Source organism: Allobosea sp. Root381, assembly GCF_001429395.1.
Taxonomy (GTDB): Bacteria; Pseudomonadota; Alphaproteobacteria; order Rhizobiales; family Beijerinckiaceae; genus Allobosea.
In genome coordinates this window covers 307704-333894 of sequence record NZ_LMJT01000041.1, presented here as the reverse complement: position 1 = coordinate 333894, position 26191 = coordinate 307704, and the positions used below count along the sequence as shown (strand labels likewise).

Sequence of the window (26191 nt, the reverse complement as noted above, 5' to 3'; positions counted from 1 at the left end):
CCCGCCAGGCGCCGGACAAAGGATCAAAAGAGGCAACCCATGGCGATGAATCTGCAAGCCCCGGACATCCGGGAACTCAAGCCCAGGATCACGGTCTTCGGCGTCGGTGGCGCGGGCGGAAACGCGGTCAACAACATGATCGAGGCCGGTCTCGACGGCGTCGACTTCGTGGTCGCCAACACGGATGCCCAGGCGCTGGCGCTATCGCGCGCCTCGCGCATCGTCCAGATGGGCCTCCAGGTCACTGAGGGCCTCGGTGCCGGTTCGCAGCCCGAGGTCGGCCGTGCGGCCGCCGAAGAGGTGATCGACGAGATCCGTGACCATCTGGCGGGCGCGCACATGGTCTTCATCACCGCCGGCATGGGCGGCGGCACCGGCACCGGCGCGGCCCCGGCCATCGCCCGCGTCGCCCGCGACATGGGCATCCTGACGGTCGGCGTCGTCACCAAGCCGTTCCAGTTCGAGGGCCATCGCCGCATGCGCATGGCGGAAGCCGGCATCGGCGAGCTGAACGAGGCGGTCGACACCCTCATCGTCATCCCGAACCAGAACCTGTTCCGCGTCGCCAACGAGACCACCGGCTTCGCCGATGCCTTCGGCATGGCCGACCAGGTGCTCTATTCGGGCGTCGCCTGCATCACCGACCTGATGGTCCGCCCGGGCCTCATCAACCTCGACTTCGCCGACGTCCGCGCCGTGATGCGCGGCATGGGCAAGGCGATGATGGGCACCGGCGAGGCGCAGGGCGAGAAGCGCGCGCTGACCGCGGCCCAGGCCGCGATCAACAACCCGCTGCTCGACGACATCTCGATGAAGGGCGCGCGTGGCCTGCTGATCTCGATCACCGGCGGGCGCGACATGAAGCTCTACGAGGTCGACGAGGCCGCCACCCGCATCCGCGAGGAGGTCGATTCCGAGGCCAACATCATCGTCGGCGCGACCTTCGACGAGTCGCTCGAAGGCGTCGTGCGCGTCTCGGTCGTCGCCACCGGCATCGACAAGCCGATCACCAGCCAGGTAGAGGTCGACGAGACCGAGGCCCGCATCGCCCAGGTCGCCGAGCGTCTCAAGGCCGAGGCCCGCCTGCGTACCGCGGCGCCCGCCCGGCAGGCTCCGCTGGCCCCGATGATGGCGCCGGTCGAGCAGCAGCTCGAGATGCGCGCTCCGGTCCAGGTCGAGACCCAGAGCCGCGCCGCCCTGCCGGAGGACATCAGGATCGAGCCGGCGCAGCCGCCGCGCCCGGCGATGACCGCCGCGCCCGAGCCGATGATGATGCCGGCCGAGCATGCGCCGATGCTTGATGACAGCTTCATCCCGCCGATGCCGGAGCGCTCCGTGCGCCCGACTCGCATGCCCCGGATCGAGGATCTGCCGGTGCCCGCGCAGAACCAGATCGCCGCCAGCCGCGGCGCTCAGCCCGCCCCGGCGCCGGCCTCCGCCGACCAGAAGCGCATGTCGCTGATGCAGCGCCTCGCCTCCGTTGGCTTCGGCCGCAAGGACGAGGAGGCCCAGGAGCAGCAGCCGATGCCGGTTCGCCAGGCGCCGCAGCCGCCGATGGCACCGATGGCGCCGCAGGCGCCGAGCGCTGCCCATGCCGAGTATATGCGCCGCCCGGCGCCGCCGGCCGCGCGCCCGGCGCAGGGCCAGCTCGACCAGCTCGGCCGCGCCGCGCCGAGCCGCGTCAGCGAGGAGGACCAGCTCGAGATCCCGGCCTTCCTGCGCCGCCAGGCCAACTGAGGCTCAGGCCGGCTTTCGAGCCCATGTAACATACCCCGGCGCGGCCATCCGCGCCGGGGTTCTTCCGTCCTGAAAACGCGAATGATTACAGGCGATTGGCGAGGCGTTCCCTATCCGGAAAATTGTAACAGAGCGAAAGAAAGCGTGATTTTGTAACAATGCTTCGGGCGCTTATGTTGCACCTGCACGACGCGATACCGGATTCGGGCCTGGCCCGATGCCGCGTTTCAGAAGTATCGCCGACGATCTGCCGTTCCGGTGCCTGAGCACATGAAACGGCGCCGTCCGCGATCAGGATTGGATATCGGAATGAACTTCGATCGGCAGACGACCCTGCGCGCACCCGTCACCCTGAGCGGGATCGGCGTGCATTCCGGGGCTCCGGCGACGATCTGCCTGAAGCCCTCCAGCGCCAATTCCGGGATCGTGTTCCTCCGCCAGGGGCTCGAGAACAGCCCGGCCCAGCTGATCCACGCCAAGCATACCAAGGTCAGCGCGACCGAGCTCTGCACGGTGATCGGCGACAGCGCTTCGGCCTCCGTCGCCACCATCGAGCATCTGATGTCGGCCTGCGCGGGCTTGAGCCTCGACAATGTGCTCGTCGAGATTGACGGCCCCGAGATGCCGATCATGGACGGCAGCGCCGCCGAATTCGTGGCCGCGATCGAGGCGACGGGCATCGTCGCGCTTTCGGCCGCGCGGCGCTACCTCAAGATCCTGCAGCCGGTGCGGGTCGAGCATGGCCGCGCCTTCGCCGAGCTGGTTCCCTCCGAGGCCGGCTTCCGCCTCGATGTCGAGATCGACTTCGACACGGCGGTGATCGGCCGCCAGCGTAAGGTCTTTGATCTCGAGCCGTCCGCCTATTCACAGGAAATTTCCCGGGCCCGCACCTTCGGCTTCATGCGCGATGTCGAGCAGCTCTGGAAGGCGGGCTTCGCGCTCGGCGCCTCGCTCGACAACACCGTCGCCATCGGTGAGGACAAGGTGATCAACCCCGAGGGCCTGCGCTACGGCGACGAGTTCGTGCGCCACAAGGTTCTCGACGCGATCGGCGATCTGGCGCTGGCCGGCTATCCGCTCCAGGGCGAGTTCCGCTCCTATTGCGGCGGTCATCGCATGAATGTCCGCATCCTGGAGGCCCTCTTCGCCGACCGCGCCAATTACGCGATCGTCGAGGCCGAGCCGGTTTATGCGGCGCGCCGCACCGTCCAGATGGCCGCGGCCGCCCCGGCAGCCTTCGCGCCGGACGTTCACTGAGCGGCTTCCGCCTGCGGGCTTCTGTCGCGCCCGCCTTCCTGTCGCCGGGTTTCTGTCGAATAGACGGCGCTGCCGCCGCGAGCTCATGCTTTCGGCAGTGGCGCGTCTGCGGCGTCTGAGGTAAGGCATGCATCCCGCCTGGCGGGACGATGATACAAGAGGACGGACGACGTGAGCGCAATGCGGCTGAAGAATCCGACAACCCAGCGCGCCGAATCGATGTGGAAGGGCGCTGCCCTGGCTGTCGGTGCGGCCCTGCTGCTCGGCGGCTGCGACACCGTCTCGGCGCTCAATCCCTTCGACCGTCCCGAGGTCTACAAGCCCGAGGTGACTGAGGTCGTCCCGGCCGACAAGCTCTACAATGAGGGCCTGGCGCGCCTGCAGAACGGCGACAGCGAAGGCGCGGCCAAGAAGTTCGACGAGATCGACAAGCACTCGCCGTTCTCGCCCTATGCCAAACGGGGCCTGATCCTCACCGCCTACACCAATTACCAGGCGTCGAAGTGGGAGGAGACGATCACCGCCTCCAAGCGCTTCATCGCGCAGAACCCGGCGAGCCCGGATGCGGCCTATGCGCAGTATCTGATGGCGATGTCGTACTACAACCAGATCCCGGACGCGACGCGCGACCAGGAGCGCACCCAGCTCGCCATCGTCGCGTTCGAGGAGCTGCTGGCGAAGTATCCCCAGTCGGAATATGTGATCGACGCGAGGGAGAAGCTCCTGGTGGCGCGCGACCAGCTCGCCGGCAAGGAGATGAATGTCGGTCGCTTCTATCTCGAGAAGCGCAACTACACGGGCGCGGTGAACCGCTTCCGCGACGTCATCATCAAGTACCAGACCACGCGCCATGTCGAGGAGGCGCTGATGCGCCTGACCGAGGCCTACATGGCGATGGGCATCACCAACGAGGCGCAGACGGCCGCAGCCGTGCTCGGGCACAACTTCCCCGACAGCCCCTGGTACAAGGACGCCTACGCCCTTCTGCAGAGCGGCGGCCTGGAGCCGCGCGAGGATCGTGGCTCCTATATCAGCCGCGCCTTCCAGGGCTTCTCGCGCGCCGTCACCGGCATCGTCGGGTTCGGCCGCCTCTGATCGCTTCACCCGCATAGGAGGCGTTCGCGCATGCCCTGCCTCCCGAGCCTGCGCTGACGTCCATGCTGGTCCAGCTGTCGATACGCGACATCGTCCTGATCGACCGTCTCGACCTGGCGTTCCGCGACGGCTTGAGCGTGCTCACCGGTGAGACCGGCGCCGGCAAGTCGATCCTGCTCGACGGTTTCGCGCTGGCTCTGGGCGGCCGCGGCGACGGTGGCCTCGTACGCCATGGCGAGGCGCAGGGGCAGGTCAGCGCCGTCTTCGACCTCGCCGGCGACCATGCGGCGCGCAAGCTCGCCCAGGCGCAGGAAATCGACACCGATGGCGACCTGATCCTGCGCCGGGTGCAATATGCAGATGGGCGCACCCGCGCCTTCGTCAACGACCAGCCGGTCAGCGTCCAGATCCTGCGGATGATCGGGGCCGCGATCGTCGAGATTCACGGACAGCATGATGACCGCGCGCTGAGCGACCCCGCCCAGCACCGGGTGATCCTCGACGGCTTCGGCGGCTTCGAGGCGCAGGCCGAAGCGGTCGCGGCTTCGAGCGAGACGCTGAAGCGTGCCCGCCAGGCCCTGCAGGCGCAGCGCATCCGCGTCGAGGCCGCGCGCAAGGAGGCCGATTTCCTGCGCCATGCGGTGGCCGAGCTCGGCAAGCTCGCGCCGCGGCCGGGCGAGGAGGAGGCGCTCGCCGCCGCGCGCCAGGGCATGATGCAGGCGGAGAAGGTCGCTCGCGACCTGATCGACGGCTACGAGGCCGTAGGCGGGCAGGGCTCTCCCATCGCTGCGCTGTCGGCCGTGCTGCGCCGGCTCGAACGCCGCGCCGGCCAGGCGCCGGAGCTGATCGACCCCTCGCTGGCTGCGCTGAACACGGCGATCGTCGCCCTGGAGGAAGCCGGCGAGACGCTGGCCGCCGGCATGCGCGCGGCCGAATACGACCCGCGCGAGCAGGAGCGCGTCGAGGAACGCCTGTTCGCGCTGCGTGGCGCGGCCCGAAAATACGACGTGCCTGTGGACGGCCTAGTCGTGCTGGCGGAGAGCATGGAGGGAGACCTCGCCGCGCTCGACGAGAGCGAGACCTCGCTCGGCCGGCTGGAGGACGAGCTCAGGCAAGCCGAGGCCGCCTATCTCAAGCTGGCGCGCGCGTTGTCGGAGGCGCGCCACAAGGCGGCGACCCGGCTCGACTCAGCCGTCAAGGCAGAGCTGCCGCCGCTGAAATTGGAGCGCGCACGCTTCATCACCCGGATCGACAGCGACGCGGACGCGCGCGGGCCGGAAGGCTTCGACCGCGTCGAATTCTGGGTCGAGACCAATCCGGGCACGCGGCCGGGGCCGATGATGAAGGTCGCTTCGGGCGGTGAGTTGTCGCGCTTCATGCTGGCGCTCAAGGTCGTGCTGGCCGAGCGCGGCTCGGCGCCGACGCTGGTCTTCGACGAGATCGACACCGGAGTCGGCGGGGCGGTGGCGGATGCCATAGGGGAGCGGCTGGCGCGGCTCGCCGGCAAGGTGCAGGTGATCTCGGTGACCCATGCGCCCCAGGTCGCTGCCAAGGCGGCCCAACATTTCCTGATCGCGAAATCGGCCCTGGATGGCGATGCCGCATCACGCACCGTGACGCGCGTCGCCGGTCTGGAGGATCAGGCGCGGCGCGAGGAGATCGCCCGTATGCTCGCCGGCGCCTCGATCACCGAGGAGGCGAGGGCAGCCGCCGGGCGGCTGCTCGAGGCCGCCGGCGTCAAGGGCTGACCGCGCTCAAGTCCCGGCCAGTTCGTAGCCGCTTCCGCTTTCCCGGACAGACTTGAAGCCCTCGATATGCCCGCCGGACACGGCCCAGCCTTTGCGAGCGGCGCGGGCGAGGATATCGCGGCGCGTATTTGCGGCCATCGCGCCGTCGAGATCGTAGGCCAGGCCGATCTCGGGATCGGCAGCCTGAAAGGCTGCAAGGTGCAGGGCGTCACCCCAGAGCAGCAGGCTGCGCGCGGGGTCTTCGATCAGATAGCCGCCATGGCCGTAGGTGTGGCCGGGCAGCGCGACGAGGTCGATGCCCGGCAGCACGGGGCCAGGCTCGGCGGTGCGGATGAGGCCGGCGTAGAGGTGCTGCAGCGCCGCCGCGATATCGAAGCCGCCCTGACGGGCCTTGGGCGTGACGGTGCGCTTCGCCTCATCGGCGAAATGGGCGAGGTCGGCTGCGGGGATGACGATCTCGGCGTTTGGGAAATAGGACAGGTCGCCATCGACGAGGCCGAGCGCGTGGTCGCCATGGAGATGGGTCAGCAGGACGCGCCGCACATCAGTTGGCGCGATGCCGAGGTCGCGCAGGGCCGTGCGCGCATGGCCGTAGGCCTCTCCCCAGGCGGTTCCGGTCCCGGCATCGACCAGCGTGATGCCGTCCGGGCCGCGCAGCAGGAAGCAGTTGACGACGATGCGGATCGTCTGGGAGCCCCATCGCCTGACGGTCTCGCGCCGCGCCTGCTCGCCGGCGACATGGGTCAGCACGCCGGAGGGCGCTTCGAAATAGCCGTCATGGAGGATCGAGACCTCATGGCGGCCGAAATGGCGTGGCTGGCCCATGCGAATCCCTCCCATTGCTCCCATTTCGTCATTGCGAGCGAAGCGAAGCAATCCAGGAGGAGGTAGAGCGCCCCCGCCCCTGGATTGCTTCGCTTCGCTCGCAATGACGAGAGGGAGGTCAACGCTGCGGGATGAACTGCGCGTCGCTGACGGTGAAGGCGCCGCGCGGCTGTCCCACGGTGAACTCCAGCGCTCCGCGGCATCCGGCCGGGGCCGCCTGGGTGCCGGCCCGCGCACAGTTCCGTTCGAGATAGGTGATGGTGTCGAGCGGCATGCCGCCGTCATCGAGGTGCACGCCGCCGCTGGCATCGCTGGCGAGGCCGCCGCGTGACATCGAGAAACCGGTGATCGTCACGTTCTCTACGCGGATGAACAGCCCGGCGAGCTCGACCCGGCGCTGCTTGACCTCGGCCAGCGTCATCATATGGGCGCCATCCTGGGCGTGAGCCGCCATACCCGTCGCCATCAACACCGCGATAATCGCCAACCGCATCCGCACCGATCTCCTTGCAAGGGCGGCGGAATCGCGCGGTGAGCCTGAGTCGTCAAGTGTGGGTGGGCGAACGATCTCGTTGGCTCCACAGCCCTCATCGCGAAACGAAGTGGGGGATTTCAAGAGCTTTGTCCGCCGTCATCCCCGCGCCGTCATCCCCACGCCCATTCCGGGCGCCGCTGGCGCGGATGTCCGGAATGACGGTGTGGGATGATCGAGGGCAACGCAGCTTCTCTAGATCTGGTGGCGCAGAAGAACAGGCGGTATTTTCGTGTTGTGCGCCGCAACAGTTTCTTTCCGTCATATTTTGCGCTAAGAGCCGCTGCAATCGATGGCTGCGCTGACGCCCATCGCTCCCGTCCTGCGCCGTCTTCCGATTCCGCGCCGTAACCCTAGGCCCGACAACCCATGTCCTTTCTGACCACGAGCCCGCCGCTCGCGCGCGCGCTCGCCGACCGCAATTACTCCGATCCGACGCCGGTGCAGAACGCCGTGCTGGAGGAGGCCGCCTCCGGGCGCGACCTGCTCGTCTCGTCGCAGACCGGCTCCGGCAAGACCGTCGCCTATGGCCTGGCCATCGGCTCGACGCTGCTCGGCGAGGCCGAAGCCTTCGGTCGCGCCGGACAGCCGCTGGCGCTGATCATCGCGCCGACGCGCGAACTGGCGCTGCAGGTCCAGCGCGAACTGGCCTGGCTCTACAAGCACGCCAATGCCCGTGTCATCGCCTGCGTCGGCGGCATGGATCCGCGCCGCGAGGCGGCCCTGCTCGACGAGGGCGCCCATATCGTCGTCGGCACGCCGGGCCGTCTGCGCGACCATATCGAGCGCCATCGCCTCGACGTTTCAGCGCTCAAGGCCGTCGTGCTCGACGAGGCCGACGAGATGCTCGATCTCGGCTTCCGCGACGATCTCGAATTCATCCTAAAGACCACGCCGGAAGGCCGGCGCAGCCTGCTGTTCTCGGCGACGCTGCCCAAGGCGATCATCCAGCTCGCCAAAAGCTACCAGAACGATGCGCTGCGCATCGAGGTCGCCGGCACGCCCGGCGGCCATGCCGACATCGAGTACCGCGCGATCCGCGTCTATCCGAAGGAAGCCGAGCTCGCCGTCGTCAACCTGCTGCGCTTCCACGATGCCGCCTGCTCGCTCGTCTTCTGCAACACTCGCAATGCGGTGCGCCATCTCGAGGCAATCCTGCTCGAGCGCGGCTTCTCGGCCGTGGCGTTGTCGGGCGAACTCTCGCAGAGCGAGCGCAATTCGGCGCTGCAGGCTCTGCGCGACGGCCGGGCCAGGGTCTGCGTCGCGACCGACGTCGCCGCGCGCGGCATCGACCTGCCGGGGCTGACTCTCGTCATCCATGCCGAACTTCCGAACGATCCGGAGGTGATGCAGCATCGCTCCGGCCGCACCGGCCGTGCCGGCAACAAGGGCACCAGCGTGCTGCTTGTGCCGCCGTCACGTCGCCGCAAGGCCGAGATGCTGCTGGCCGAGGCCAAGGTCGAGGCCGTCTGGGCCGGGCCGCCGACGCAGGACGAGATCCGCGCGCTCGACAAGGAGCGGCTGCTCAACGACCCGATCCTGACCGGTGAACCCGGCGAGGTCGATGCCGCCATGGTCGAGGCGCTGCTGGCCGGCCGCTCTATCAACGAGATTGCGGCCGCGCTGGTGCGCGTCTACCGCGCGCGGCTGCCAGCGGCCGAGGAGGTCGGCGATCCGAACTTCGCGCGCGACGAACGCCGCCCCGCCCGTGCGCGTGAGGATTATGCGCCGCGTGAAGGTGCGCCTCGCTTCGGCGAGAATCGCGAAGGCAGCCCGCGTTCGGATGGCCCGCGCAAGGCCGGCCCGCGCGGCGACACGGTTTGGTTCCGCCTGAACATCGGTCGCAAGGATGGCGCCGATCCGCGCCAGCTCCTGCCGATGATCTGCCGTCGCGGCAAGATCACGCGCGACGAGGTCGGCGCGATCCGCATCTTCGACAAGGAGACCAAGGTCGAGATCGATGCCGATGTCGCCGAGCGCTTCTACGAACTGGCCAAAGCGGTCGACCGCGACAAGATCGTGATCGAGCCCGTGACCGGTGAAGAGGAGCGTCGTCCGGCCAAGCCTTTCGCCGACAAGGCGAGCCATGCGCCTTCGACGTATGCCCGGCCCGAGCGCGAAGCGCGTGCCCCGGCCAGGGCCTATGAGAAGAAGCCGTATGAGGGCGGCGAGCGGAAGCCCTATGAGGGCAAGAAGAAAGCCTATGAGGGGAAGTCGAAGCCCTTCGGCGCGGCCAAGCCCTACGATCCCGTGCGCAGCGACCGCGAGCAGCTGTCCGACCCGAACGTCTCGTTCAGGCCTGGCGGCAAGTCCGGCCCGGGCAAGCCTCCTGCGGGCAAGTTCGGCGAGAGGAAGCCCTATGCGGGCAAGTCGCTTGGCGAAAAGTCTTTTGGCGACAAATCATTCGCCGGGAAGCCTGCCTCGCGCGACGGCGACAGCCGGCCTGCCGGAAAGCCGTTCAAGGGCAAGAAGCCGCCGCGCCGCGACGATCGCTGATCGTCAGGCGCCGATGCGGCTCCGCCAGCGTTTCGGTTGCCGTCATTGCGAGCGCAGCGAAGCAATCCAGGGATGCAGAGAGCTGCAGCCCCTGGATTGCTTCGTCGCTGACGCTCCTCGCAATGACGGGAATAGCGTTCCAGCCTGTTTGGAAAATTCTAACGCAGGCCGAGGAACGACAGGATGGCCAGGACAACGACGATCAGGCCGATGATGTAGATGATATTGTTCATGGAAATAGCCCCCGCAATGTGAGCGGGCCTGTCGGCCCGCTTTCGATCGAGTTCGTTCGGTTCAGTCGTGAAATGAACCGCGCTTTCGCGGGAATGTTCCCTGACGGAGCCGGGCAGCCTCAGCCGTCGATCAGCCTGCGATAGAGATGCCAGGTGGCGTGGCCCAGCACCGGCATCACGACGACGAGCCCGACCAGCACCGGCAGGCAGCCCAGCACCAAAAGCCCGGTCACCATCAGGCCCCAGATCATCATGACGCGCGGGTTCTGCTCCACCGCGGCGACCGAGGTGCGGATGGCGGTCGCCACGTCGACCCGCCGATCGATGATGTGCGGGAAGGATGTGACCGAGATCGCGAAAGCCGCGATCGCGAAGAGCAGCCCGACCGAATTGCCGACAACGATCATGATCCAGCCGTCGAAGGTGGTGAAGACGGTACGCAGGAACTCGCCGGTCGTGACGTTTGCGGGAAGGCCGAGCAGGCCGCGATAGATGAACCAGGCCGCGAACAGCCAGGCGATGAACAGGCCCGTCAGCATCGCGCCAAGCAGCATTATCTGGCTGAGCGCCGGCGAGCGCAGAAGGGCGAAGGCGTGGTTCCAAGAGGAATCGAGCCCGCGCTCGCGCCGGCGGCTGATCTCGTAGAGGCCGACCGCGGCGAAGGGGCCGATCAGGGCGAAGCCGCCGAGCAGCGGGAAGAGCAGCGGGAAGATGTTGTAGGTCACCGTCAGATTCGCGAGCAGCACGCCGATGACGGGGTAGATCACGGCGACGAAGGCGAGATGCGACGGCTGGGCCAGGAAGTCCTGCCAGCCGAGCCGCAGCGAGTCCGTCAGGTCCGTCGTCGTGATGGTGCGGATGCGGGGCAGGGCAGGGGCTGCATCCTTCGTGTCATGGTCGAAGCTGCTGTCGAGGTTGGCCATGGCGTCTCTCCCGGTTGCAGCCCGGTGCGCCTCGCCCTTGATCCTTGGGTCAACGGCCGTAAGGCGTCGAGCTTCCAATTCCCAGCCCGGCTATGATACGCCCCGCCGCCGGATTTGTCGCGCGGTGCTCGCGGGAATGCGCGAACAGGGTTTAGCCGCAACACTGCTGACTTCCCCGGTCCCGGGCTGTCGCTTATGACATTGCCATGAGCGAGTCCGAGCCGAACCCCATCGCCGAACTGACGCCGCGCAAGGCGCGTCTCGAGCACAAGCGTCTGGCGGCTGCGGTCGAGGCGGCTGACATCGCCTATCACCAGAACGATGCGCCCACGATGGACGACGCTGCTTACGACGCCCTCCGGCGCCGGCTGGTGGCGATCGAGGAGGCGTTTCCGGAGCTGAAGACGGCGGGCTCGGTCAGCGGCAAGGTCGGCGCGCGGCCTGCGGGAAAGTTCGCAAAAATCCGGCATCGCGTGCCGATGCTCTCGCTCGACAACGCCTTTTCGGACGAGGCGGTGGCGGAGTTCGTGCAGCGCGTCCACCGCTTCCTCGGCCGCCGCGACGAGGAGCCCATCGCGTTCACCGCCGAGCCGAAGATCGACGGGCTGTCGCTCTCGCTGCGCTACGAGAAGGGCGCGCTCGTCCATGCCGCGACGCGTGGCGATGGCGAGGAGGGCGAGGACGTCACCATCAATGCCCGCACCATCGCGGAGATTCCGCAGACGCTCGCCGGAGACGACGTGCCCGAGATCGCCGAGGTTCGCGGCGAGGTCTATCTCGGCCATGCCGATTTCGCGGGGATCAACGAGCGCCAGCGCGAGAAGGGGCTGACCGAATTCGCCAATCCCCGCAACGCCGCGGCCGGCTCGCTGCGCCAGCTCGATGCCACGATCACGGCGTCCCGACCCTTGCGCTTCTTCGCCTATGCCTGGGGCGAGCTGCCGGAGAAACCTGCAGCCACGCAGTTCGGCGTGGTCGAGGCCTTCGCGCGCTGGGGTTTTCGCACCAATCCGCTGATGGCGCGCTGCGACACCACCGAGGCGCTGCTTGCGCGCTACCGGCTGATCGAGAGCAGGCGCGCCTCGCTCGGCTACGACATCGACGGCGTGGTCTACAAAGTCGACGATCTTGCACTTCAGGCAAGGCTCGGCTTCGTCTCGCGGGCGCCGCGCTGGGCGATCGCGCATAAATTCCCCGCCGAGCTCGCGACCACGGTGCTGGAGGCGATCGAGATCCAGGTCGGGCGCACCGGCGCGCTCTCGCCGGTGGCGCGGCTGAAGCCGGTGACGGTCGGCGGTGTCGTGGTCACCAACGCGACGCTGCACAACGAGGACTATATCCGCGGCTTCGACTCGAAGGGCGAGCGCATCCGAAGTGGCGAACCGCCCGACATCCGCGTCGGCGACACCGTCACCGTCAAGCGCGCCGGCGACGTGATCCCGCGCGTCGAGGCGGTGGACCTCGCCAAGCGCCCGGCGGATGCCGCGCCTTATGCCTTCCCGACGCTCTGCCCGGCCTGCGGCAGCCATGCGACGCGCGAGATGAACCCGCGCTCTGGCAAGGAGGACGCGGTACGCCGCTGCACAGGTGGGTTGATCTGCCCGGCGCAGGCGGTCGAGCGGCTGAAGCATTTCGTCTCGCGCGACGCGATGGACATCGACGGGCTCGGCGACAAGCAGATCGAGTTCTTCCACGCGGACCCTGAGCTGCCGGTGAAGGAGCCCGCCGACATCTTCACGCTGGCGAAGCGCGACCAGGAGAACTTCAAGAAGCTCAAGGACAAGGAAGGTTTCGGCGCGCAGAGCGTTGCAAAGCTCTTCGCGGCCATCGAGGACAGGCGGACACCGCCGCTCAACCGCTTCATCTTCGGGCTCGGCATCCGCCATATCGGCGAGACCACTGCCCGGTTGCTGGCGCGCCATTACGGCTCGTTCGAGGCGCTGCGCGCGGCCGGCCTCGCTGCGGCCGATCCCGCCTCGCCGGAGCGGCAGGAGCTGGATGCGATCGACGGCGTCGGCCCCACCGTGGTCGAGGCGCTGACCGAGTTCTTCGGCGAGCCGCATAATCAGGAGCTTCTGGACCGCCTGCTCGTGCAGGTGACGCCGCAGCCGCTGGAGGCGGTCGCCTCCGCCAGCCCGGTCGCCGGCAAGATCGTGGTCTTTACCGGCGCGCTGGAGCGGATGACCCGCGACGAGGCCAAGGCGATGGCCGAGCGGCTGGGCGCCAAGGTCGCGGGCTCGGTCTCCTCGAAGACCGACCTGCTGGTGGCCGGGCCGGGTGCGGGCTCGAAGCTGAAGGACGCGCAGAAGCACGGCGTCGAGGTGATCGACGAGGCCGGCTGGTTCGACCTCGTCGGCGGCTGAGGCCGGCGCCTATTCCGCGGCGGCCGCAGGGGCTTCGAAGAGGTTCGCGGGACTGGCCTCGCCCGCGGCGCGGATCTGGCTCGGCGGCGCGCCGATGACGCGCTTGAAGGCGCGGCTGAAGGAGGCCTCCGAATCGTAGCCGAGGCGCTGCGCTACCACTGCGATTCGCAGCCTGTCGCGGGCCAGCCATTGCCGGGCCTGATGCATGCGGACCTGGGCGACATAGCGCGCCGGCGTCTCGCCGACGACGCCGGCGAAGCGCTCTGCGAAGCCGGAGCGCGAGGCGCCCATCAGCTTCGCCAGGCTCTCGACCGTCCAGTCGGTTTCCGGATGGGCGTGGATCGCCGCCAGCACGCGGCCGATCAGCGGGCAGCGCGCCGCCGCTATCCAGCCCTTGGCCTCGCCGCAGCCGCGCTCGACCCAGGTGCGCATGATCGTCGCGGCCAGGACGTCGGCCAGGCGCGCCAGGATGCCGCCGGCGCCGACCCGGTCCATCGCGACCTCGCGGCCCATGGCCTCCAGCAGATGCGGGATGCCGGGCTCATGGGCCACGACCTCGCTCATCCGCATCATCTCCGGCATGAGCCGCAGCAGCGGGTGATCGGTGTCGATGTTGAAGGTCATGCTGCCGCTGAACAGCAGCGTATGCGCCCCGGCGCCGCCGCCCTCGACATCGGCGACCTCGCCGCAGAGCTGACGGACCTTGCAGCTGCAGGGCGGGGCCGGCGCGATCTCGGGCGAACTCGCCAGCACATGCGCGGCGCCGCGCGGCATCAGCAGGGCATCGCCGTCGCGCAGCTCCAGCCAGTCGCCGTCGGGCGTCCTGAGCCAGCAGTCGCGACGGGAGACGAAGTGGAAGCGCGCCTCGCGCTGGGCCGGGAAGGCGATGGCCCAGGGTGCTGCCATCTGGCAGCGCGTGTAGTCCACGCCGTCCAGCCTGAGGCCGCGCAGCATATCGGTGAGATGGTCGGGCAACTGGCTCATGCGGATTCAGGTCGATACAGTCTTGGACGATCTGTCAAGCGATACGGATTTTATAGCATGGAAACTCCAGAGGGCCACGCCCATCTTGCGGCAACCTTTTGGAGATCCCCGCATGTCACAGACATTATCCGCAGCGCTCGACGACGATGTTCGCGACGACAGCCGCGACCGCCCGGCCTGGGCCGCCATCGCCTCGCTCACGCTTGGCGTCTTCGGCCTGGTTACAGCCGAGTTCCTGCCGGCGAGCCTGCTGACGCCCATGGCGGTCGATGTCGGCGTCTCGGTCGGCGCCGCCGGCCAGGCGGTGACAGCGACTGCCGTGATCGGCGCCATCGCCGGGCTCGCCACGGCGATCGTGACGCGCGGTATCGACCGGCGCCTCGTCATCTGGGTGCTGACTTCGACATTGATCGTCTCGAGCGTGCTGGCGGCGCTGGCGGAAAGCCTTGCCATGCTCCTGTTCGCGCGCGTCCTGCTCGGCATCGGGCTCGGCGGGTTCTGGTCGATGGTCGCGGCCATCGCGATGCGGCTGGTGCCGCCGGCGGCGCTGCCGAAGGCGATGTCGCTGATCTTCGCCGGCGTTTCGCTGGCGACGGTCAGCGCCGCCCCGGTCGGGGCCTATCTCGGCGATCTGCTAGGCTGGCGCGCCGTGTTCTGGCTTTCGGCGCTGGTCGGCGTGGTGACGCTTCTGGTCCAGATGGTCGCGCTGCCGCGGCTGCCGGCGCGGGGCGCGGCCGATGTCGGCACGCTGCTGAGCCTGCTCCGCCGGCCGAGCGTGACGCTGGTGCTGGGCGGCGTCGTGGTCGTCATTTCCGGGCATTTCGCCGGATTCACCTATGTCCGGCCCTTCCTGGAGCAGGTCCCGCGGCTCTCGGTGGAGGCAATCTCCCTGGTGCTGCTCGCCTTCGGCATTGGCGGATTCCTCGGCAATCTGGCGGGCGGGGCGATCACGGCCCGCAGCGCCAAGGCCTCGGTGGTCTTTGGCGCGACGCTGGTGGCGGCGATGGCGGCGAGCCTCCTGCTGTTCGGCACCTCGGCAATCGCGGCTGGGGTCGCGGTCGGGATCTGGGGCTTCGCTTTTGGGGCGCTGCCGGTCGGCTTCCAGACCTGGATGGTGCGCGTGGTGCCCGAGGAGGAAGCCGAGTCGGCCGGCGGCCTGATCGTCGCCGCCTTCCAGATCGCGATCGCGAGCGGCGCGATCTTCGGCGGCCTGCTGGTAGAGGGTGTCGGAGCCTCGGGCGCGGTCGCCTATGCCGGCGTCGCCACCCTGGTCGGAGGGCTGGGCGTGCTCTGCCTCGGCTCGCGCAGCCCGGAACGGCTGGGGAGCGCGGCCCCGGCGGGCGCGCATTGACGGGAGCGAACCGATCGGGCGCGTGATGCGCCCGATCACTTTTCTTCAAGACAGCGGCGCGACGATCCGCTGTATCCTGCGGCATGGATCTGATCAGCCAAGGCGAAGCGCTCGCGCAGACACCTCTCCTGCCGGGGGAGCACGCGCGCATCTTCACGGCGGCACGCTTCGACGGGCTGGAATTCCTGTCGGCGCGCTTCGCGACCCACGCCTATGCGCCGCATGTCCACGAGACCTATGCGATCGGCACGATCGAGGAGGGCTGCGAGGTCTGGCATGCGCGCGGCCGGCGCATGTATGCCGGTGCCGGCGATGTCGTCTTCAACCACCCCTTCGACGTGCATGACGGCATGCCCCATGACGGCGGCTATCGTTACCGGATGAGCTATCCGACGATCGAGCTGATGTGCGAGATCGCCGCCTCGCTCACGGGCCGGGAACATGTCGGGACGCCGTTCTTTCCCGAGCCGATGGTGCATGACCGGGAGGCCGCCGCGATCTTCGCCGCTGCGCACCGGCTTCTCGATGACGGCCGGGACATGCTGGCCGGCGAGGAGGCGCTGCTGCGCGCCTATGCCTATTGCATCGCGAAGCATGCGGATCTGTCGGTGCGCGAGATCTGCCGGGAGCAGGGGCCGGTGGCGACCGCCAAGGCGCTGCTGGAGGCGCGCTATGAAGAGGATCTGTCGCTGGCGGAGATCGCCTGCGCCTGCGGGCTGGCGCGCCACCAGCTGATCCGCGCCTTCCGCCACGAGACCGGGCTGACGCCCCATGCCTACCTCATCGACATCCGGGTCCGGCGCGCGCGCGACCGGCTGCGCCGCGGCGAGGCACCCGGCACTGTGGCGGCCGCCACCGGATTCTGCGACCAGGCGCACCTGACCCGGGCCTTCAAGGCGCGGATTGGCGTGACGCCGGGCGTTTTCCGTGCCGCCCATCTCTCCTGAAGGCCGGTCTGCGATGTCCACCATCTGGGACGATGTACGGCGGGGATTCGGCGACATCTGGCCGCCGATGCTGGCGGCGGTGCCGATCGGCCTCTTGTTCGGCGCGCTCGCCGCCGGCAAGGGCCTCTCGCCGCTCGAGGTCATGGTCATGGGCATCTTCGTCTTCGCCGGCGGGGCCCAGTTCGCGGCGGTGGAGCTCTGGGCGACGCCGGCACCGATCGGTGCGCTCGTCTTCTCGACGCTGCTGATAAATGCGCGCCATGTGCTGATGGGCGCCTCGATCACGCCCAAGCTGCGGGGTTTTTCGCGCTGGCAAAAGTTCCTGGGCCTCTACTACATGGCCGATGAGAACTGGGCGCTCGCCGAGAAGCGGGCGCGGACGCATCGCCTGACGCCCGCCTACTGGTTCGGCATGCTCACCCCCTTCGTCATGTGCTGGGTCACGACCTCGACGCTCGGCGCCGTCGTCGGTGCCGCGCTCGGCGATCCGCGCCGCTTCGGCGCCGATTTTGCCTTCACGGCGCTGTTCATCGCGCTGGTCGCAGCCTTCTGGAAGGGGCGCGTGACCTTCTGGACGATTGCCGCGTCGGGTGCGGCCTCGGCACTGACCTATCGGCTCATCGGGCCGCCCTGGCATGTGCTTGCCGGCGCGCTCTTCGGGCTGCTCGCGGCCTGGGTTGCGGCCGGCGACGGCGCCGGCTTGCAGCGGAAGCCGGAAAAGCCGCAGGCGGCGCCGCCTGAACCGGCCAACGTTGCGCGGAAGACGCCGGAGCCGGCCCGGCCATGACGCTCGACCCGCAGAACCTGCTCGCCATCCTCGGCATGGCCATCGCAACTTATGCGACGCGCGTCGCCGGCCTGGCGCTGGCGGGGCGGCTCCAGCTTTCGGCCCGCGCCCAGGCGGCTTTCGACGCGATCCCGCCGGCGGTGCTGGTCGCGGTTATCGCGCCGAGTGCGCTCGCCACGGGCTGGGCCGAGACCGCTGCCGCCGCACTCGCCGCGCTCGCCGCGACGCGGCTGCCGCTGCTCGGCGTGGTTGCGGTCGGGGTCGCCGCGGTGGTCGGCTTCCGGTTGTTCCTCTAGGCCTCGCGGTCACCAGGCTGCACGGCGTCGCCGGGTGGCGCGGCCTCGATCGAGATCAGCAGCTCCTTCAGCAGGGCGGCGAGCGCGGTCTGCTTCTCCGGCGGCAGCGCCTCGATGAAGCGTCGCTCGTTGGCCATGTCGGCGCGGAAGGCCTCTTCGACGCGCTCCCGGCCCGCTTCTGTCAAGGCAACGAGCAGGCTCCTGCCGTCGTCGGGCGACTTTTGGCGCCGTATCAGCCCGGCCCTTTCCAGCCTGAGCAGGCGATGCGTCAGCCCGCCGGAGGTGATCATCAGCGAACGGTAGAGCTCGGTTGGCGTCAGCGTGTAGGGCGGCCCGGCGCGCCGAAGCGTGCTGACGACATCGAACTCACCGCGGTCGAGGTCGAAGGCTGCGAAGCCTGCCTCGATGCTCGGTCGCACCAGATTGGAAAGGCGATAGGCCCGGCCGAGGATCGCCATCGGCGAGGTGTCGAGGTCCGGCAACTCGCGGGCCCATTGTCCGCGCAGGCGCTCAATATGGTCATTCGGCATTCACGGATCTCCAAAGTCCCCAAACTATCTTGACGCTAAGATAAACTAGGGAATATATATCTTCGCATCAAGATAACTGACGAGGTGAGGGAGCTCCAGCATGAACCAGGTGATCCGCAGCTCGACGCTGCAGGCGGCCAACCGCACGGCTCGCTTCGAGGGCCATCAGCATGGGTCCGAAGTCTCGTTCTTCATGGTCGACAACGAGCCGGGGCAGGGACCGGGCCTGCATGTCCACCCCTATACGGAAACCTGGATCGTCCGGAGTGGGCAGGCCGAGTTCACCGTTGGGCGGGACCGGTTCCGCGCCGTCGCGGGCGACATCGCCGTCGGCCCGGCCGGCATTCCGCATCGGTTCGTCAATGTCGGCACCGGGCGGCTGGAAATCGTCTGCATCCATGCCAATGACCGGATCGTGCAGGACTGGGTCGAGGACGCCCCGGCCGCCTGAACGCTTGGCTCACAAGGGCAGGCACGCCTTCTCCAGCCAGGCCTTCGCCTCGCCCTCGACCAGCGGCGCGAGCTTGTTCCAGACCGTGGCGTGATAGGTATCGATCCAGGCGATCTCGCCTTCGTCGAGCAGGCTTTTGTCGACCAGCGCGCGCTCATAGGGGCACCAGGTGATGGTCTCGAACCCGTAGATCGTGCGGTCCCCGCCAGGGATGGCGCGCTCCTCGACCACGATCAGGTTCTCGATGCGGATGCCGTACTCGCCTTCCTTGTAGTAGCCGGGCTCGTTGGAGAGGATCATGCCCGGCTCGAGCGGCGTCGTGCCGAGCCTGGAGATCCGCTGCGGGCCTTCATGCACGGAGAGATAGCTTCCGACGCCATGGCCGGTGCCGTGGTCGAAATCGAGGCCCGCCTGCCAGAGCGGCAGCCGCGCCAACGCATCGAGTTGGGCGCCTGAGGTGCCCTTGACGAAGATGGCCCGCGAGATCGCGATATGGCCCTTGAGCACGCGGGTGTAGCGGTCGCGCATTTCGGGCGTCGGCTCGCCGACCGCCATGGTGCGGGTGATGTCGGTGGTGCCGTCCTCGTACTGGCCGCCGGAATCGACCAGGAAGATGCCGGGCTCGATCCTGCGGTTGCTGGCATCGCTGACGCGGTAATGCGGCAGGGCCGCATTCGGGCCGGCGCCAGCTATGGTGGTGAAGGAGACGTCCTTGAGCAGGCCGGTCTTGTTCCGCTCGGCTTCCAGCGCGGCGACGGCGTCGATCTCGGTAAGCCGACCACCGGGTGCCTCCCGCGCGAGCCAGGTCAGGAAGCGCACCATCGCCGCGCCGTCGCGCAGATGCGCGGTGCGGGCGCCGGCGAGCTCGGTCTCGTTCTTGCGCGCCTTCATCAGCGCGATGGGGTCCGCGCCTGCGTCCGGGTTGCCGCCGGCCTCGCTGATCAGGGTTGCGAGCGCCGAAGCTGCCGTCGTCGCGTCGAGCCTGACCTTGGCGCCGGCTGCGCCCAGCGCTGCAAGCTGCGCCTCGAGCGCGGCGGGCGGGGCGATCTCGCCGACGGCGCCGATGGCGTCGCCGGCCTCGTTGGTGATCTTCTCGGGCGCCAGGAAGACGGTTGGGCGGCCCTCGCGCGGGACGATGGCATAGCCTAGCGGCAGCGGGGTGTGCTCGACATCGCCACCGCGAATGTTGAAGGCCCATGCCAGCGCATGCGGGTCGGAGACCACGAGCGCGTCGACCTTGGCCTTGCCGAGCGCCTCCTGGATGCGGGCGAGCTTGCTGGCCGTGTCCTCGCCGGCGAGCTCGGCGCGATGCGCCTTGACCGGTGCTGCGGGCGGCGCCGGGCGCTCGCTCCAGAGGGCATCGATCGGATTCTCCGGCAGTGCCACCAGCTCGCCGCCGGCCGCGGCCACGGCCTTATCGAGCTGGGCGACGCCGTCCACCGTGTGGAGCCAGGGATCGTAGCCGACCTTGCCGCCCGCGGGCAGGTTCGCCTCGATCCAGCGGTCGAGCGGGGTCTCCTCCATGCGGGTGGGGGTGACGACCGCGGTATCGGTCTGCTCCGCAGCCTGGATCGTGTAGCGGCCGTCGACGATCAGCGCGGCCTTGTCCGCCGTCACGACCGCGTTGCCGGCGGAGCCGGTGAAGCCGGTGAGCCAGGCGAGGCGAGCCATATGCGCCGGCACGTACTCGCCCTGGTGCTCGTCGGCGCGCGGCACGATGAAGCAGGCGATGCCCTGCTGCGCGAGCGCCTTTCGCAGCGCGGCGATGCGCGGCGCCACGTGCGACGGATCGCTCGGCTCGGAAAAGGACTGAAAACGGCAGGCCGGGTGGGCGGAGGCAGTCTTGTCGGGCATCGGGCAGGTCCGGAAAAGGCGATTCTGGCCATCGTCGCGGCTCCCGCACAGGAAGGCTAGCCCGATCCTGTCAGGCAACTGCTTTTCGCGGCGGCAAGTGTCGCCTCGGAATGAGGCGGAGTGCCACTTTGATATGCGTCAAACTGGCACTCATTAACGAAGTTCGGTTGGTTCATGCGCTTAGTGCATGTCTCGCATCTGCGAATTACTCTTCTCGCAAGTGCGAAAAGAGCCCATCTTAGCGTCAGAGAGAACGAGGAAGCGACAGGGACTGCCTTCGTCTCAAACTAGGAGATGGTTCCCATGACTTACGTGCTGAACGACGCCTCCCTATTGCCCGCGGCCGTTTCGACGAAGGCTGCCGGCGAGGGTTTCTGGCAGCGCCTCTACGCCGCGATGATCGAGAGCCGCCGCCGCTCCGCCCTGCGTGAGCTGCGCGCCTACTCCTACCTGATCAACGAGTCGGAGACGGTGCTGGGCGGCCTGCCGGGCACGACGGTCTCGACCGACGCGAGCCTTCCGTTCAACCGCTGAGTTTCGCCTTCTGCCCTGCGCGACGGCAGGGTTCTCAATCGAGATTTCGCCGCACGCCCGCGCCGCGCGGCACAATTTGGAAAACGACCATGATCGCCCTCATCAAGCATGTCATCGAGCGGGTTGCCGACACCGTCAAGTTCGCCAGCGCCGTCTGGCACGACGCCCGCGCGATGCAGGACGAAGCGCAAGCCAAGTACGGCCATATCGGCTTCTAAGATCGGCTCGACGTCATCCCGTTCGGGATGACCAGCTCAATAATGCGGGTGGAGTGGCCTGGGGGCTGCGCCGCCCTTTTTCATGACCAGCGTCGCCCAGCCTTCGCGCAGCGACTGGCTGGCGAGATAGAGCCCCTGATGCCGGTAGGTCGAGACGACGCCGGCGACATCCATCGCCAGCAGCCCGGACAGGATGACCGTGCCGTCGGGCGTCAGCACGCGTGCGATCGAAGGGGCGAGCCGCTTCAGCGGTCCGGCGAGGATGTTGGCGAAGACGAGGTCGAAATGGCGTGAGCGATTCGCCTTGGCGTGGCGCAGGCCCGGCGCGACATAGAGGTCTAGCGCGGCGGGGGCGTTGTTGACCCGGGCATTATGGGCGGCGACCTCGACGGCGATGAAATCGATATCGCCGGCCACGACCTTGCGTTTCGTTTGCTTTGCCAGGGCCAGCGCGAGGATGCCGGTGCCTGTGCCGACATCGATGGCATGGCGCGGACGGCGACGCTTCAGTTCGGCATCAAGCGCGAGCAGGCAACCCGCGGTCGTTCCGTGATGGCCGGTGCCGAAGGCCAGGGCCGCCGGAATCTCGATGCCGATATCGTTGATGCGCACTGCGTCGCGGTCATGCTCGCCATGGACCAGGACGCGGCCGGCACGCACGGGCTTCAATCCATCGAGGCTGGCGGCGACCCAGTCCTGCTGGTTCATCGTCGTGAAGGGGATGGTGTCGATCTCGTCACCGACGATGCCGCGCAGCATGTCGCGCACCGCCTCCTCGTCCGGATGCGTGGCGAAGTAGATCTCCACCTTCCAGGGCGCGTTCAGCGACAGCGTGGTGATGCCGCTCTCGATCTCGAATGCCGAGATCGCGGTTTCAGTCGGGTCGAAGACCTCGCCCAGAAGCTCGGTCAGCGCGCGCGCCTTCTCGCCGCTGGTGGAGAGTTCGAGGACGGTCGCGACCGTCGATGGCAGGAGGCCTTCACGCATGCCGCGGCATTAGCAGCCCGCCGGGGCGTTGTCATGCTCCGGCAGGCTGCCCAGGTTTCAATGCTGCGCATTCACCATCGCGAAGACGCCGGCCAGATTGCCGTTCTCTGCTGCGAAGCGCAGCGGCTTGCAGCGTTCTACGATGACCTCGCGCGTCTCGGGCTGCGTTTCGAGGATCGTCATCACCTCGGCGATGAAGTCGGCCAGCGGCATGGCGACCGGGTCGACAGCCTGCTCGGGGCCGCGCAATTCGGTCTGCACATAGGGCGGGACGAGCTCGACGACCTGGGTCGCAGTGCCCTTCAGCTGATGCCGCAGCGACATCGACCAGGAATGGATCGCGGCCTTGGTTGCACTATAGGTCGGCGTCACCGCCAGTGGCACGAAGGCGAGGCCCGAAGACACCGTCATCACGGTTGCCTGCGGCTGCTTCAGCAGATGGGGCAGCAGGGCCGCGGTCAGCCGGATCGGGCCGAGCAGGTTGGTGACGACGGTCTCCTCGGCGATGTCGAGGTCGCCTTTTCCCGGCAGATCCTCGTCCTTCATGATGCCGGCATTGTTGACGACGACGTTGAGCGCCGGGAAGTGCTCGACCGCCTGCTTCGCGAAGGCGGCGATGTCCCCCTTGTCCTGCAGATTGACCAGCAGCGACACCATGCCGGGATTGGCGGCGGTGACCTCGTCGAGCAACGGCTCGCGCCGCCCGGAAATGATGACCTTGTTGCCCTTGGCGTGCAGGGCTTCGGCCAGCGCGCGGCCGATGCCGGAGCCGCCGCCGGTGATGAGAATGGTGTTGCCGGAGATGTTCATCGCGAACTCCTTCGTGGTTGCGCGACGTTTCATTTATCGCAATGCTAACCAGAAGTAAGAAGGCGCCCGAAAGTTCTATACGCACCAAAAGGAGACTGTGAGATGCGCGCGATCCGCGAGGCGATGGGGCCGATGCATGAGCGCAGCGCGGCGCTGCCGGCGGTGAGCCCGGCGGTGGAATCGCTCGTGCGCCAGATGATCGCGCAGGTGGCGGACAAGTGGACCATGCTGGTGCTGGAGGCGCTGGAGGAGCATGGCACGCTGCGCTTCGGCGAGGTCGGCCGCACTGTGGGCGGCATCAGCCAGAAGATGCTGACCAAGACGCTGCGCGAAATGGAGCGCGACGGGCTGGTCACGCGCATCGTGCATCCGGTGATCCCGCCACATGTCGACTATACGCTGACCGAACTCGGGCGGGAGCTGAGCGCTGCCTTCTGCGGGGTCTGGACCTGGGCCGAGACCTATTACGAGCAGGTCAGCGCGGCGCGAAAGGCGTTCCGGGCGCGGGAGGAGGGGTAAGGCGGATCAACGCGCCGCCAATCCCTCGCAGCGAAGCTGATCACGCCCGCCTTCATAGCGCTTGCGATTGCCATGGCATGTTCTCGTGATCGGCGCAGCAACCATTCGCCTGATGCGGCTTGCAAAGCAGACAGCCGGAGCGAGCACTCTTCGGGCGTCTGCGCTCGTGATGCATGCCGCAGCGCTATCACGCGTGGGCGCCAGCGTTAAGCGCTCCGCTACCCAGCGCTCTGCACGAAACTATCCAGCACCATCTTCCGCCCGGCCTTGTCGAAATCGACCGTGAGCTTGTTGCCGTCGATGCTGGCGACCGTGCCAGGGCCGAACTTGATGTGGAAGACGCGAGCGCCCTCGGCATAGGCCGAGCTACCGCTCGACTTGGCCGTGAGCTCGCCCTCGATCAGCAGCGGGCCGCGCTGGCGTGAGGCGCCGAAGCCGCCTCCGCCGGCGTTCCTTTGGCCGAAGCCGCCACTATCCGAGAAGCCGCCATTGCCGCCGGCCTTTGCCTTGTTCTCCTGCGCGCGCTGCCAGCCCGGCGTGTTGTAGCTGGAGCCGAAGCTTTCCATCCGGTCGAAGCGTGAGGCGCCGTAGCCGCCCTGCGAATAGTTGGTCGCGGCCTGCACGACTTCGACATGCTCCTCGGGAAGCTCGTCGATAAAGCGGCTGGGAAGGCTCGACTGCCAGAGCCCGTGGATGCGCCGGTTCGAGGCGAAGAACAGCTTGAGGCGCTTGCGGGCCCGGGTCAGGCCGACATGGGCGAGGCGGCGTTCCTCCTCAAGGCCTGCGCGGCCGCTCTCGTCGAGCGCACGCTGGTTGGGGAACAGGCCTTCCTCCCAGCCGGGCAGGAAGACGGTGTCGAATTCCAGGCCCTTGGCGCCGTGCAGTGTCATGATCGAGACGCGGCCCGTGTCGCCATCGCCGGTATCGGCGTCCATCACCAGCGAAACGTGCTCCAGGAAGGCGGGCAGGTCAGGGAACTCGTCGAGCGAGCGGACGAGTTCCTTCAGGTTCTCCAGGCGCCCGGCGGCATCGGCCGAGCGGTCCTTCTGCCACATCTCGGTATAGCCGCTTTCCTCCAGTACGAGCTCGGCGAGTTCGCCCTGCGGCATGGCCTCGGCGCGCTTGGACCAGCGGCCGAAGGCCTCGACCAACTCGCGCAGGGAGGTGCGGGCCTTGGGCTTGAGCTCGTCGCTCTCGACGATGGCGCGGGCCGATTGCAGCAGCGAGAACCCGGTGGCGCGGGCATGGTTGTGCAGGATCTGGACGGTGGCGTCGCCCAGCCCGCGCTTCGGCACGTTGACGATGCGCTCGAAGGCGAGATCGTCGGTCTGGCTGACGACGCAGCGCAGATAGGCCATCGCGTCGCGGATTTCGGCGCGCTCATAGAAGCGCGGGCCGCCGATGACGCGATAGGGCACGCCGGTCTGGACGAAGCGCTCTTCCAGCTCGCGCATCTGCGCGGAGATGCGGACCAGCACGGCGATTTCGGCGAGGTTCTCGCCCTTGGACTGCATCGCCTCGATCTCGTCGGTAATCAGCCGCGCCTCTTCCTGGCTGTCCCAGGCGCCGGTGATGGTGACCTTCTCGCCGGCCTCGTCCTCGGTGCGCAGGGTCTTGCCGAGGCGGCCCTCATTCCGGGCGATCAGCTTGGAGGCGGTGGCGAGGATATGCCCCGTCGAGCGGTAGTTGCGCTCCAGCTTGACCACGACGGCGCCTGGAAAATCGTGCTCGAAGCGCAGGATGTTGTCGACCTCGGCGCCGCGCCAGCCATAGATCGACTGGTCGTCGTCGCCGACGCAGCAGATGTTGCGGCGGCCCTGGGCGAGGAGGCGCAACCAGAGATACTGCGCGGTGTTGGTGTCCTGATACTCGTCGACGAGGATGTAGCGGAAGCGCTCGTGATAGCTCTGCAACACGTCCGGATGCTCGCGGAAGAGCGTCAGGCAATGTAGCAGCAGGTCGCCGAAATCGACCGCGTTCAGCGTCTTCAGCCGGTCCTGATAGGCGGCATAGAGCTTGCCGCCCTTGCCGTTGGCGAAGACGGCGGCCTCGCCGGGCGCGACATCCTTCGGCGAAAGGCCGCGGTTCTTCCAGCTGTCGATGAAGCCCGCCAGCATCCGGCCGGGCCAGCGCTTCTCGTCGATCCCTTCCGCCTGGATCACCTGCTTCATCAGGCGAATCTGGTCGTCGGTGTCGAGAATGGTGAAGTCGCTGCGCAGGTCGAGCAGTTCGGCGTGGCGGCGCAGGAGCTTGGCCGAGATCGAGTGGAAGGTGCCGAGCCAGGGCATTCCCTCGGCCACCGCCCCGACGAGATGAGCGACGCGCTCCTTCATCTCACGCGCCGCCTTGTTGGTGAAGGTGACGGCGAGGATCTGGGACGGGTAGGCGCGATTGGTCGCGATCAGGTGGCCGATGCGGGTGGTGAGCACACGGGTCTTGCCGGTGCCGGCGCCGGCGAGCACCAGCACCGGGCCGTCGGTTGCCTCGACCGCCTGGCGCTGCTCGGGATTCAGGCCTGCCAGGTAGCCGGCGGCAGGCTGCGCCGCGGCGCGCGCGGCGAGCCCGCCGGGGCGGGGCAGGGGGGCGGAAAAGCTGTTCGCGTCGGACAAGGGGCAAGCTGCTCGTGCGTGATTCGTTCTTCCGCGAATATAGGGCGGCGATGGCGGGATTGCGCCCCGCCCGAGCGATCATTTTGCAAGCCGCGTCCCAGCGAA

Annotated in this window: 23 protein-coding genes; 14 read left to right on the top strand and 9 right to left on the bottom strand. The window is 68.1% G+C overall.

Annotated features, from left to right (window positions below):
- The first annotated feature begins 39 nt into the window (after window positions 1-39).
- From ftsZ to recN, 4 genes are all read left to right on the top strand, one after another.
- Complete coding sequence (ftsZ, locus tag ASE63_RS23005; protein WP_056807179.1) at window positions 40-1737, top strand: cell division protein FtsZ; 1698 nt, start codon at window positions 40-42, stop codon at window positions 1735-1737.
- Between the two features lie 309 nt (window positions 1738-2046).
- The gene (lpxC, locus tag ASE63_RS23000; protein WP_056807177.1) at window positions 2047-2994 is read left to right on the top strand and encodes a UDP-3-O-acyl-N-acetylglucosamine deacetylase; all 948 of its coding nucleotides are present in this window, start codon (window positions 2047-2049) and stop codon (window positions 2992-2994) included.
- Between the two features lie 219 nt (window positions 2995-3213).
- Window positions 3214-4089 carry an outer membrane protein assembly factor BamD gene (locus ASE63_RS22995; RefSeq protein WP_056807519.1) on the top strand — a complete coding sequence of 292 codons (876 nt, stop codon included), beginning with the start codon at window positions 3214-3216 and terminating at the stop codon, window positions 4087-4089.
- Window positions 4090-4151: 62 nt separating this feature from the next.
- Window positions 4152-5837, top strand: a complete 1686-nt coding sequence (gene recN, locus ASE63_RS22990) for a DNA repair protein RecN (protein WP_056807175.1) — start codon at window positions 4152-4154, stop codon at window positions 5835-5837.
- Between the two features lie 6 nt (window positions 5838-5843).
- Here recN and ASE63_RS22985 read toward each other — a convergent pair whose 3' ends face one another.
- A complete protein-coding gene (locus ASE63_RS22985; RefSeq protein ID WP_056807172.1) occupies window positions 5844-6662 on the bottom strand; it encodes an MBL fold metallo-hydrolase in 819 nt (272 codons plus the stop codon).
- A gap of 118 nt (window positions 6663-6780) precedes the next feature.
- Window positions 6781-7155: a hypothetical protein gene (locus ASE63_RS22980; RefSeq protein WP_156410556.1), complete on the bottom strand. Its 375-nt coding sequence runs from the start codon at window positions 7153-7155 to the stop codon at window positions 6781-6783.
- A 408-nt stretch (window positions 7156-7563) separates the two neighbouring features.
- Here ASE63_RS22980 and ASE63_RS22975 point away from each other — a divergent pair, with 408 nt between their 5' ends.
- Window positions 7564-9690, top strand: coding sequence for a DEAD/DEAH box helicase (locus ASE63_RS22975; protein ID WP_056807166.1), 2127 nt, complete (start codon window positions 7564-7566; stop codon window positions 9688-9690).
- Between the two features lie 352 nt (window positions 9691-10042).
- Here ASE63_RS22975 and ASE63_RS22970 read toward each other — a convergent pair whose 3' ends face one another.
- Window positions 10043-10846: a DUF2189 domain-containing protein gene (locus tag ASE63_RS22970; RefSeq protein WP_056807163.1), complete on the bottom strand. Its 804-nt coding sequence runs from the start codon at window positions 10844-10846 to the stop codon at window positions 10043-10045.
- A 206-nt stretch (window positions 10847-11052) separates the two neighbouring features.
- On the opposite strand from ASE63_RS22970, the gene ligA reads away from it, so the two are divergent.
- Window positions 11053-13209: an NAD-dependent DNA ligase LigA gene (ligA, locus tag ASE63_RS22965; RefSeq protein ID WP_056807160.1), complete on the top strand. Its 2157-nt coding sequence runs from the start codon at window positions 11053-11055 to the stop codon at window positions 13207-13209.
- A 9-nt stretch (window positions 13210-13218) separates the two neighbouring features.
- On the opposite strand, the gene ASE63_RS22960 is transcribed toward ligA, so the two are convergent.
- The gene (locus tag ASE63_RS22960; RefSeq protein ID WP_056807157.1) at window positions 13219-14193 is read right to left on the bottom strand and encodes an AraC family transcriptional regulator; all 975 of its coding nucleotides are present in this window, start codon (window positions 14191-14193) and stop codon (window positions 13219-13221) included.
- Window positions 14194-14305: 112 nt separating this feature from the next.
- Between ASE63_RS22960 and ASE63_RS22955 the strand changes: the two genes are divergently transcribed.
- From ASE63_RS22955 to ASE63_RS22940, 4 genes are all read left to right on the top strand, one after another.
- On the top strand, window positions 14306-15544 hold the full coding sequence (locus ASE63_RS22955) for an MFS transporter (RefSeq protein WP_056807154.1): 1239 nt from the start codon (window positions 14306-14308) through the stop codon (window positions 15542-15544).
- Between the two features lie 83 nt (window positions 15545-15627).
- On the top strand, window positions 15628-16491 hold the full coding sequence (locus tag ASE63_RS22950) for an AraC family transcriptional regulator (RefSeq protein WP_056807151.1): 864 nt from the start codon (window positions 15628-15630) through the stop codon (window positions 16489-16491).
- Between the two features lie 13 nt (window positions 16492-16504).
- The gene (locus ASE63_RS22945) at window positions 16505-17278 is read left to right on the top strand and encodes an AzlC family ABC transporter permease (RefSeq protein WP_082610212.1); all 774 of its coding nucleotides are present in this window, start codon (window positions 16505-16507) and stop codon (window positions 17276-17278) included.
- Window positions 17275-17574 carry an AzlD domain-containing protein gene (locus ASE63_RS22940; protein ID WP_056807148.1) on the top strand — a complete coding sequence of 100 codons (300 nt, stop codon included), beginning with the start codon at window positions 17275-17277 and terminating at the stop codon, window positions 17572-17574. The genes ASE63_RS22945 and ASE63_RS22940 overlap by 4 nt, the downstream gene beginning before the upstream one ends.
- On the opposite strand, the gene ASE63_RS22935 is transcribed toward ASE63_RS22940, so the two are convergent.
- Complete coding sequence (locus ASE63_RS22935; protein WP_056807145.1) at window positions 17571-18104, bottom strand: MarR family transcriptional regulator; 534 nt, start codon at window positions 18102-18104, stop codon at window positions 17571-17573. The genes ASE63_RS22940 and ASE63_RS22935 overlap by 4 nt on opposite strands.
- A 100-nt stretch (window positions 18105-18204) precedes the next feature.
- Here ASE63_RS22935 and ASE63_RS22930 point away from each other — a divergent pair, with 100 nt between their 5' ends.
- The gene (locus ASE63_RS22930; protein WP_056807142.1) at window positions 18205-18555 is read left to right on the top strand and encodes a cupin domain-containing protein; all 351 of its coding nucleotides are present in this window, start codon (window positions 18205-18207) and stop codon (window positions 18553-18555) included.
- Window positions 18556-18564: 9 nt separating this feature from the next.
- On the opposite strand, the gene ASE63_RS22925 is transcribed toward ASE63_RS22930, so the two are convergent.
- Window positions 18565-20409 carry an aminopeptidase P family protein gene (locus ASE63_RS22925; RefSeq protein ID WP_056807139.1) on the bottom strand — a complete coding sequence of 615 codons (1845 nt, stop codon included), beginning with the start codon at window positions 20407-20409 and terminating at the stop codon, window positions 18565-18567.
- Window positions 20410-20712: 303 nt separating this feature from the next.
- Between ASE63_RS22925 and ASE63_RS22920 the strand changes: the two genes are divergently transcribed.
- Together ASE63_RS22920 and ASE63_RS28775 are read left to right on the top strand one after the other, a co-directional pair.
- Window positions 20713-20943, top strand: a complete 231-nt coding sequence (locus tag ASE63_RS22920) for a hypothetical protein (protein WP_056807137.1) — start codon at window positions 20713-20715, stop codon at window positions 20941-20943.
- Window positions 20944-21032: 89 nt separating this feature from the next.
- Window positions 21033-21161, top strand: a complete 129-nt coding sequence (locus tag ASE63_RS28775) for a hypothetical protein (RefSeq protein WP_280137461.1) — start codon at window positions 21033-21035, stop codon at window positions 21159-21161.
- Between the two features lie 36 nt (window positions 21162-21197).
- Here ASE63_RS28775 and ASE63_RS22915 read toward each other — a convergent pair whose 3' ends face one another.
- Both ASE63_RS22915 and ASE63_RS22910 read right to left on the bottom strand, forming a co-directional pair.
- Window positions 21198-22148: a 50S ribosomal protein L11 methyltransferase gene (locus ASE63_RS22915; RefSeq protein ID WP_056807134.1), complete on the bottom strand. Its 951-nt coding sequence runs from the start codon at window positions 22146-22148 to the stop codon at window positions 21198-21200.
- 57 nt (window positions 22149-22205) lie between these two features.
- Entirely contained in the window at window positions 22206-22958 is a 753-nt protein-coding gene (locus ASE63_RS22910; protein WP_056807516.1) for an SDR family oxidoreductase, read from the bottom strand.
- Window positions 22959-23081: 123 nt separating this feature from the next.
- Here ASE63_RS22910 and ASE63_RS22905 point away from each other — a divergent pair, with 123 nt between their 5' ends.
- Window positions 23082-23477: a helix-turn-helix domain-containing protein gene (locus ASE63_RS22905; RefSeq protein ID WP_056807513.1), complete on the top strand. Its 396-nt coding sequence runs from the start codon at window positions 23082-23084 to the stop codon at window positions 23475-23477.
- Window positions 23478-23695: 218 nt separating this feature from the next.
- Here the strand turns inward: ASE63_RS22905 and ASE63_RS22900 are convergent, their stop codons facing one another.
- Complete coding sequence (locus tag ASE63_RS22900) at window positions 23696-26056, bottom strand: UvrD-helicase domain-containing protein (protein WP_244491565.1); 2361 nt, start codon at window positions 26054-26056, stop codon at window positions 23696-23698.
- Window positions 26057-26191: the final 135 nt, after the last annotated feature.

Coding starts and splice junctions, on each gene's coding strand:
- ftsZ (WP_056807179.1), top strand. CDS start 40: ATGGCGATGAATCTGCAAGCCCCGGACATCCGGGAACTCAAGCCCAGG.
- lpxC (WP_056807177.1), top strand. CDS start 2,047: ATGAACTTCGATCGGCAGACGACCCTGCGCGCACCCGTCACCCTGAGC.
- ASE63_RS22995 (WP_056807519.1), top strand. CDS start 3,214: ATGTGGAAGGGCGCTGCCCTGGCTGTCGGTGCGGCCCTGCTGCTCGGC.
- recN (WP_056807175.1), top strand. CDS start 4,152: ATGCTGGTCCAGCTGTCGATACGCGACATCGTCCTGATCGACCGTCTC.
- ASE63_RS22985 (WP_056807172.1), bottom strand. CDS start 6,662: ATGGGCCAGCCACGCCATTTCGGCCGCCATGAGGTCTCGATCCTCCAT.
- ASE63_RS22980 (WP_156410556.1), bottom strand. CDS start 7,155: ATGCGGTTGGCGATTATCGCGGTGTTGATGGCGACGGGTATGGCGGCT.
- ASE63_RS22975 (WP_056807166.1), top strand. CDS start 7,564: ATGTCCTTTCTGACCACGAGCCCGCCGCTCGCGCGCGCGCTCGCCGAC.
- ASE63_RS22970 (WP_056807163.1), bottom strand. CDS start 10,846: ATGGCCAACCTCGACAGCAGCTTCGACCATGACACGAAGGATGCAGCC.
- ligA (WP_056807160.1), top strand. CDS start 11,053: ATGAGCGAGTCCGAGCCGAACCCCATCGCCGAACTGACGCCGCGCAAG.
- ASE63_RS22960 (WP_056807157.1), bottom strand. CDS start 14,193: ATGAGCCAGTTGCCCGACCATCTCACCGATATGCTGCGCGGCCTCAGG.
- ASE63_RS22955 (WP_056807154.1), top strand. CDS start 14,306: ATGTCACAGACATTATCCGCAGCGCTCGACGACGATGTTCGCGACGAC.
- ASE63_RS22950 (WP_056807151.1), top strand. CDS start 15,628: ATGGATCTGATCAGCCAAGGCGAAGCGCTCGCGCAGACACCTCTCCTG.
- ASE63_RS22945 (WP_082610212.1), top strand. CDS start 16,505: ATGTCCACCATCTGGGACGATGTACGGCGGGGATTCGGCGACATCTGG.
- ASE63_RS22940 (WP_056807148.1), top strand. CDS start 17,275: ATGACGCTCGACCCGCAGAACCTGCTCGCCATCCTCGGCATGGCCATC.
- ASE63_RS22935 (WP_056807145.1), bottom strand. CDS start 18,104: ATGCCGAATGACCATATTGAGCGCCTGCGCGGACAATGGGCCCGCGAG.
- ASE63_RS22930 (WP_056807142.1), top strand. CDS start 18,205: ATGAACCAGGTGATCCGCAGCTCGACGCTGCAGGCGGCCAACCGCACG.
- ASE63_RS22925 (WP_056807139.1), bottom strand. CDS start 20,409: ATGCCCGACAAGACTGCCTCCGCCCACCCGGCCTGCCGTTTTCAGTCC.
- ASE63_RS22920 (WP_056807137.1), top strand. CDS start 20,713: ATGACTTACGTGCTGAACGACGCCTCCCTATTGCCCGCGGCCGTTTCG.
- ASE63_RS28775 (WP_280137461.1), top strand. CDS start 21,033: ATGATCGCCCTCATCAAGCATGTCATCGAGCGGGTTGCCGACACCGTC.
- ASE63_RS22915 (WP_056807134.1), bottom strand. CDS start 22,148: ATGCGTGAAGGCCTCCTGCCATCGACGGTCGCGACCGTCCTCGAACTC.
- ASE63_RS22910 (WP_056807516.1), bottom strand. CDS start 22,958: ATGAACATCTCCGGCAACACCATTCTCATCACCGGCGGCGGCTCCGGC.
- ASE63_RS22905 (WP_056807513.1), top strand. CDS start 23,082: ATGGGGCCGATGCATGAGCGCAGCGCGGCGCTGCCGGCGGTGAGCCCG.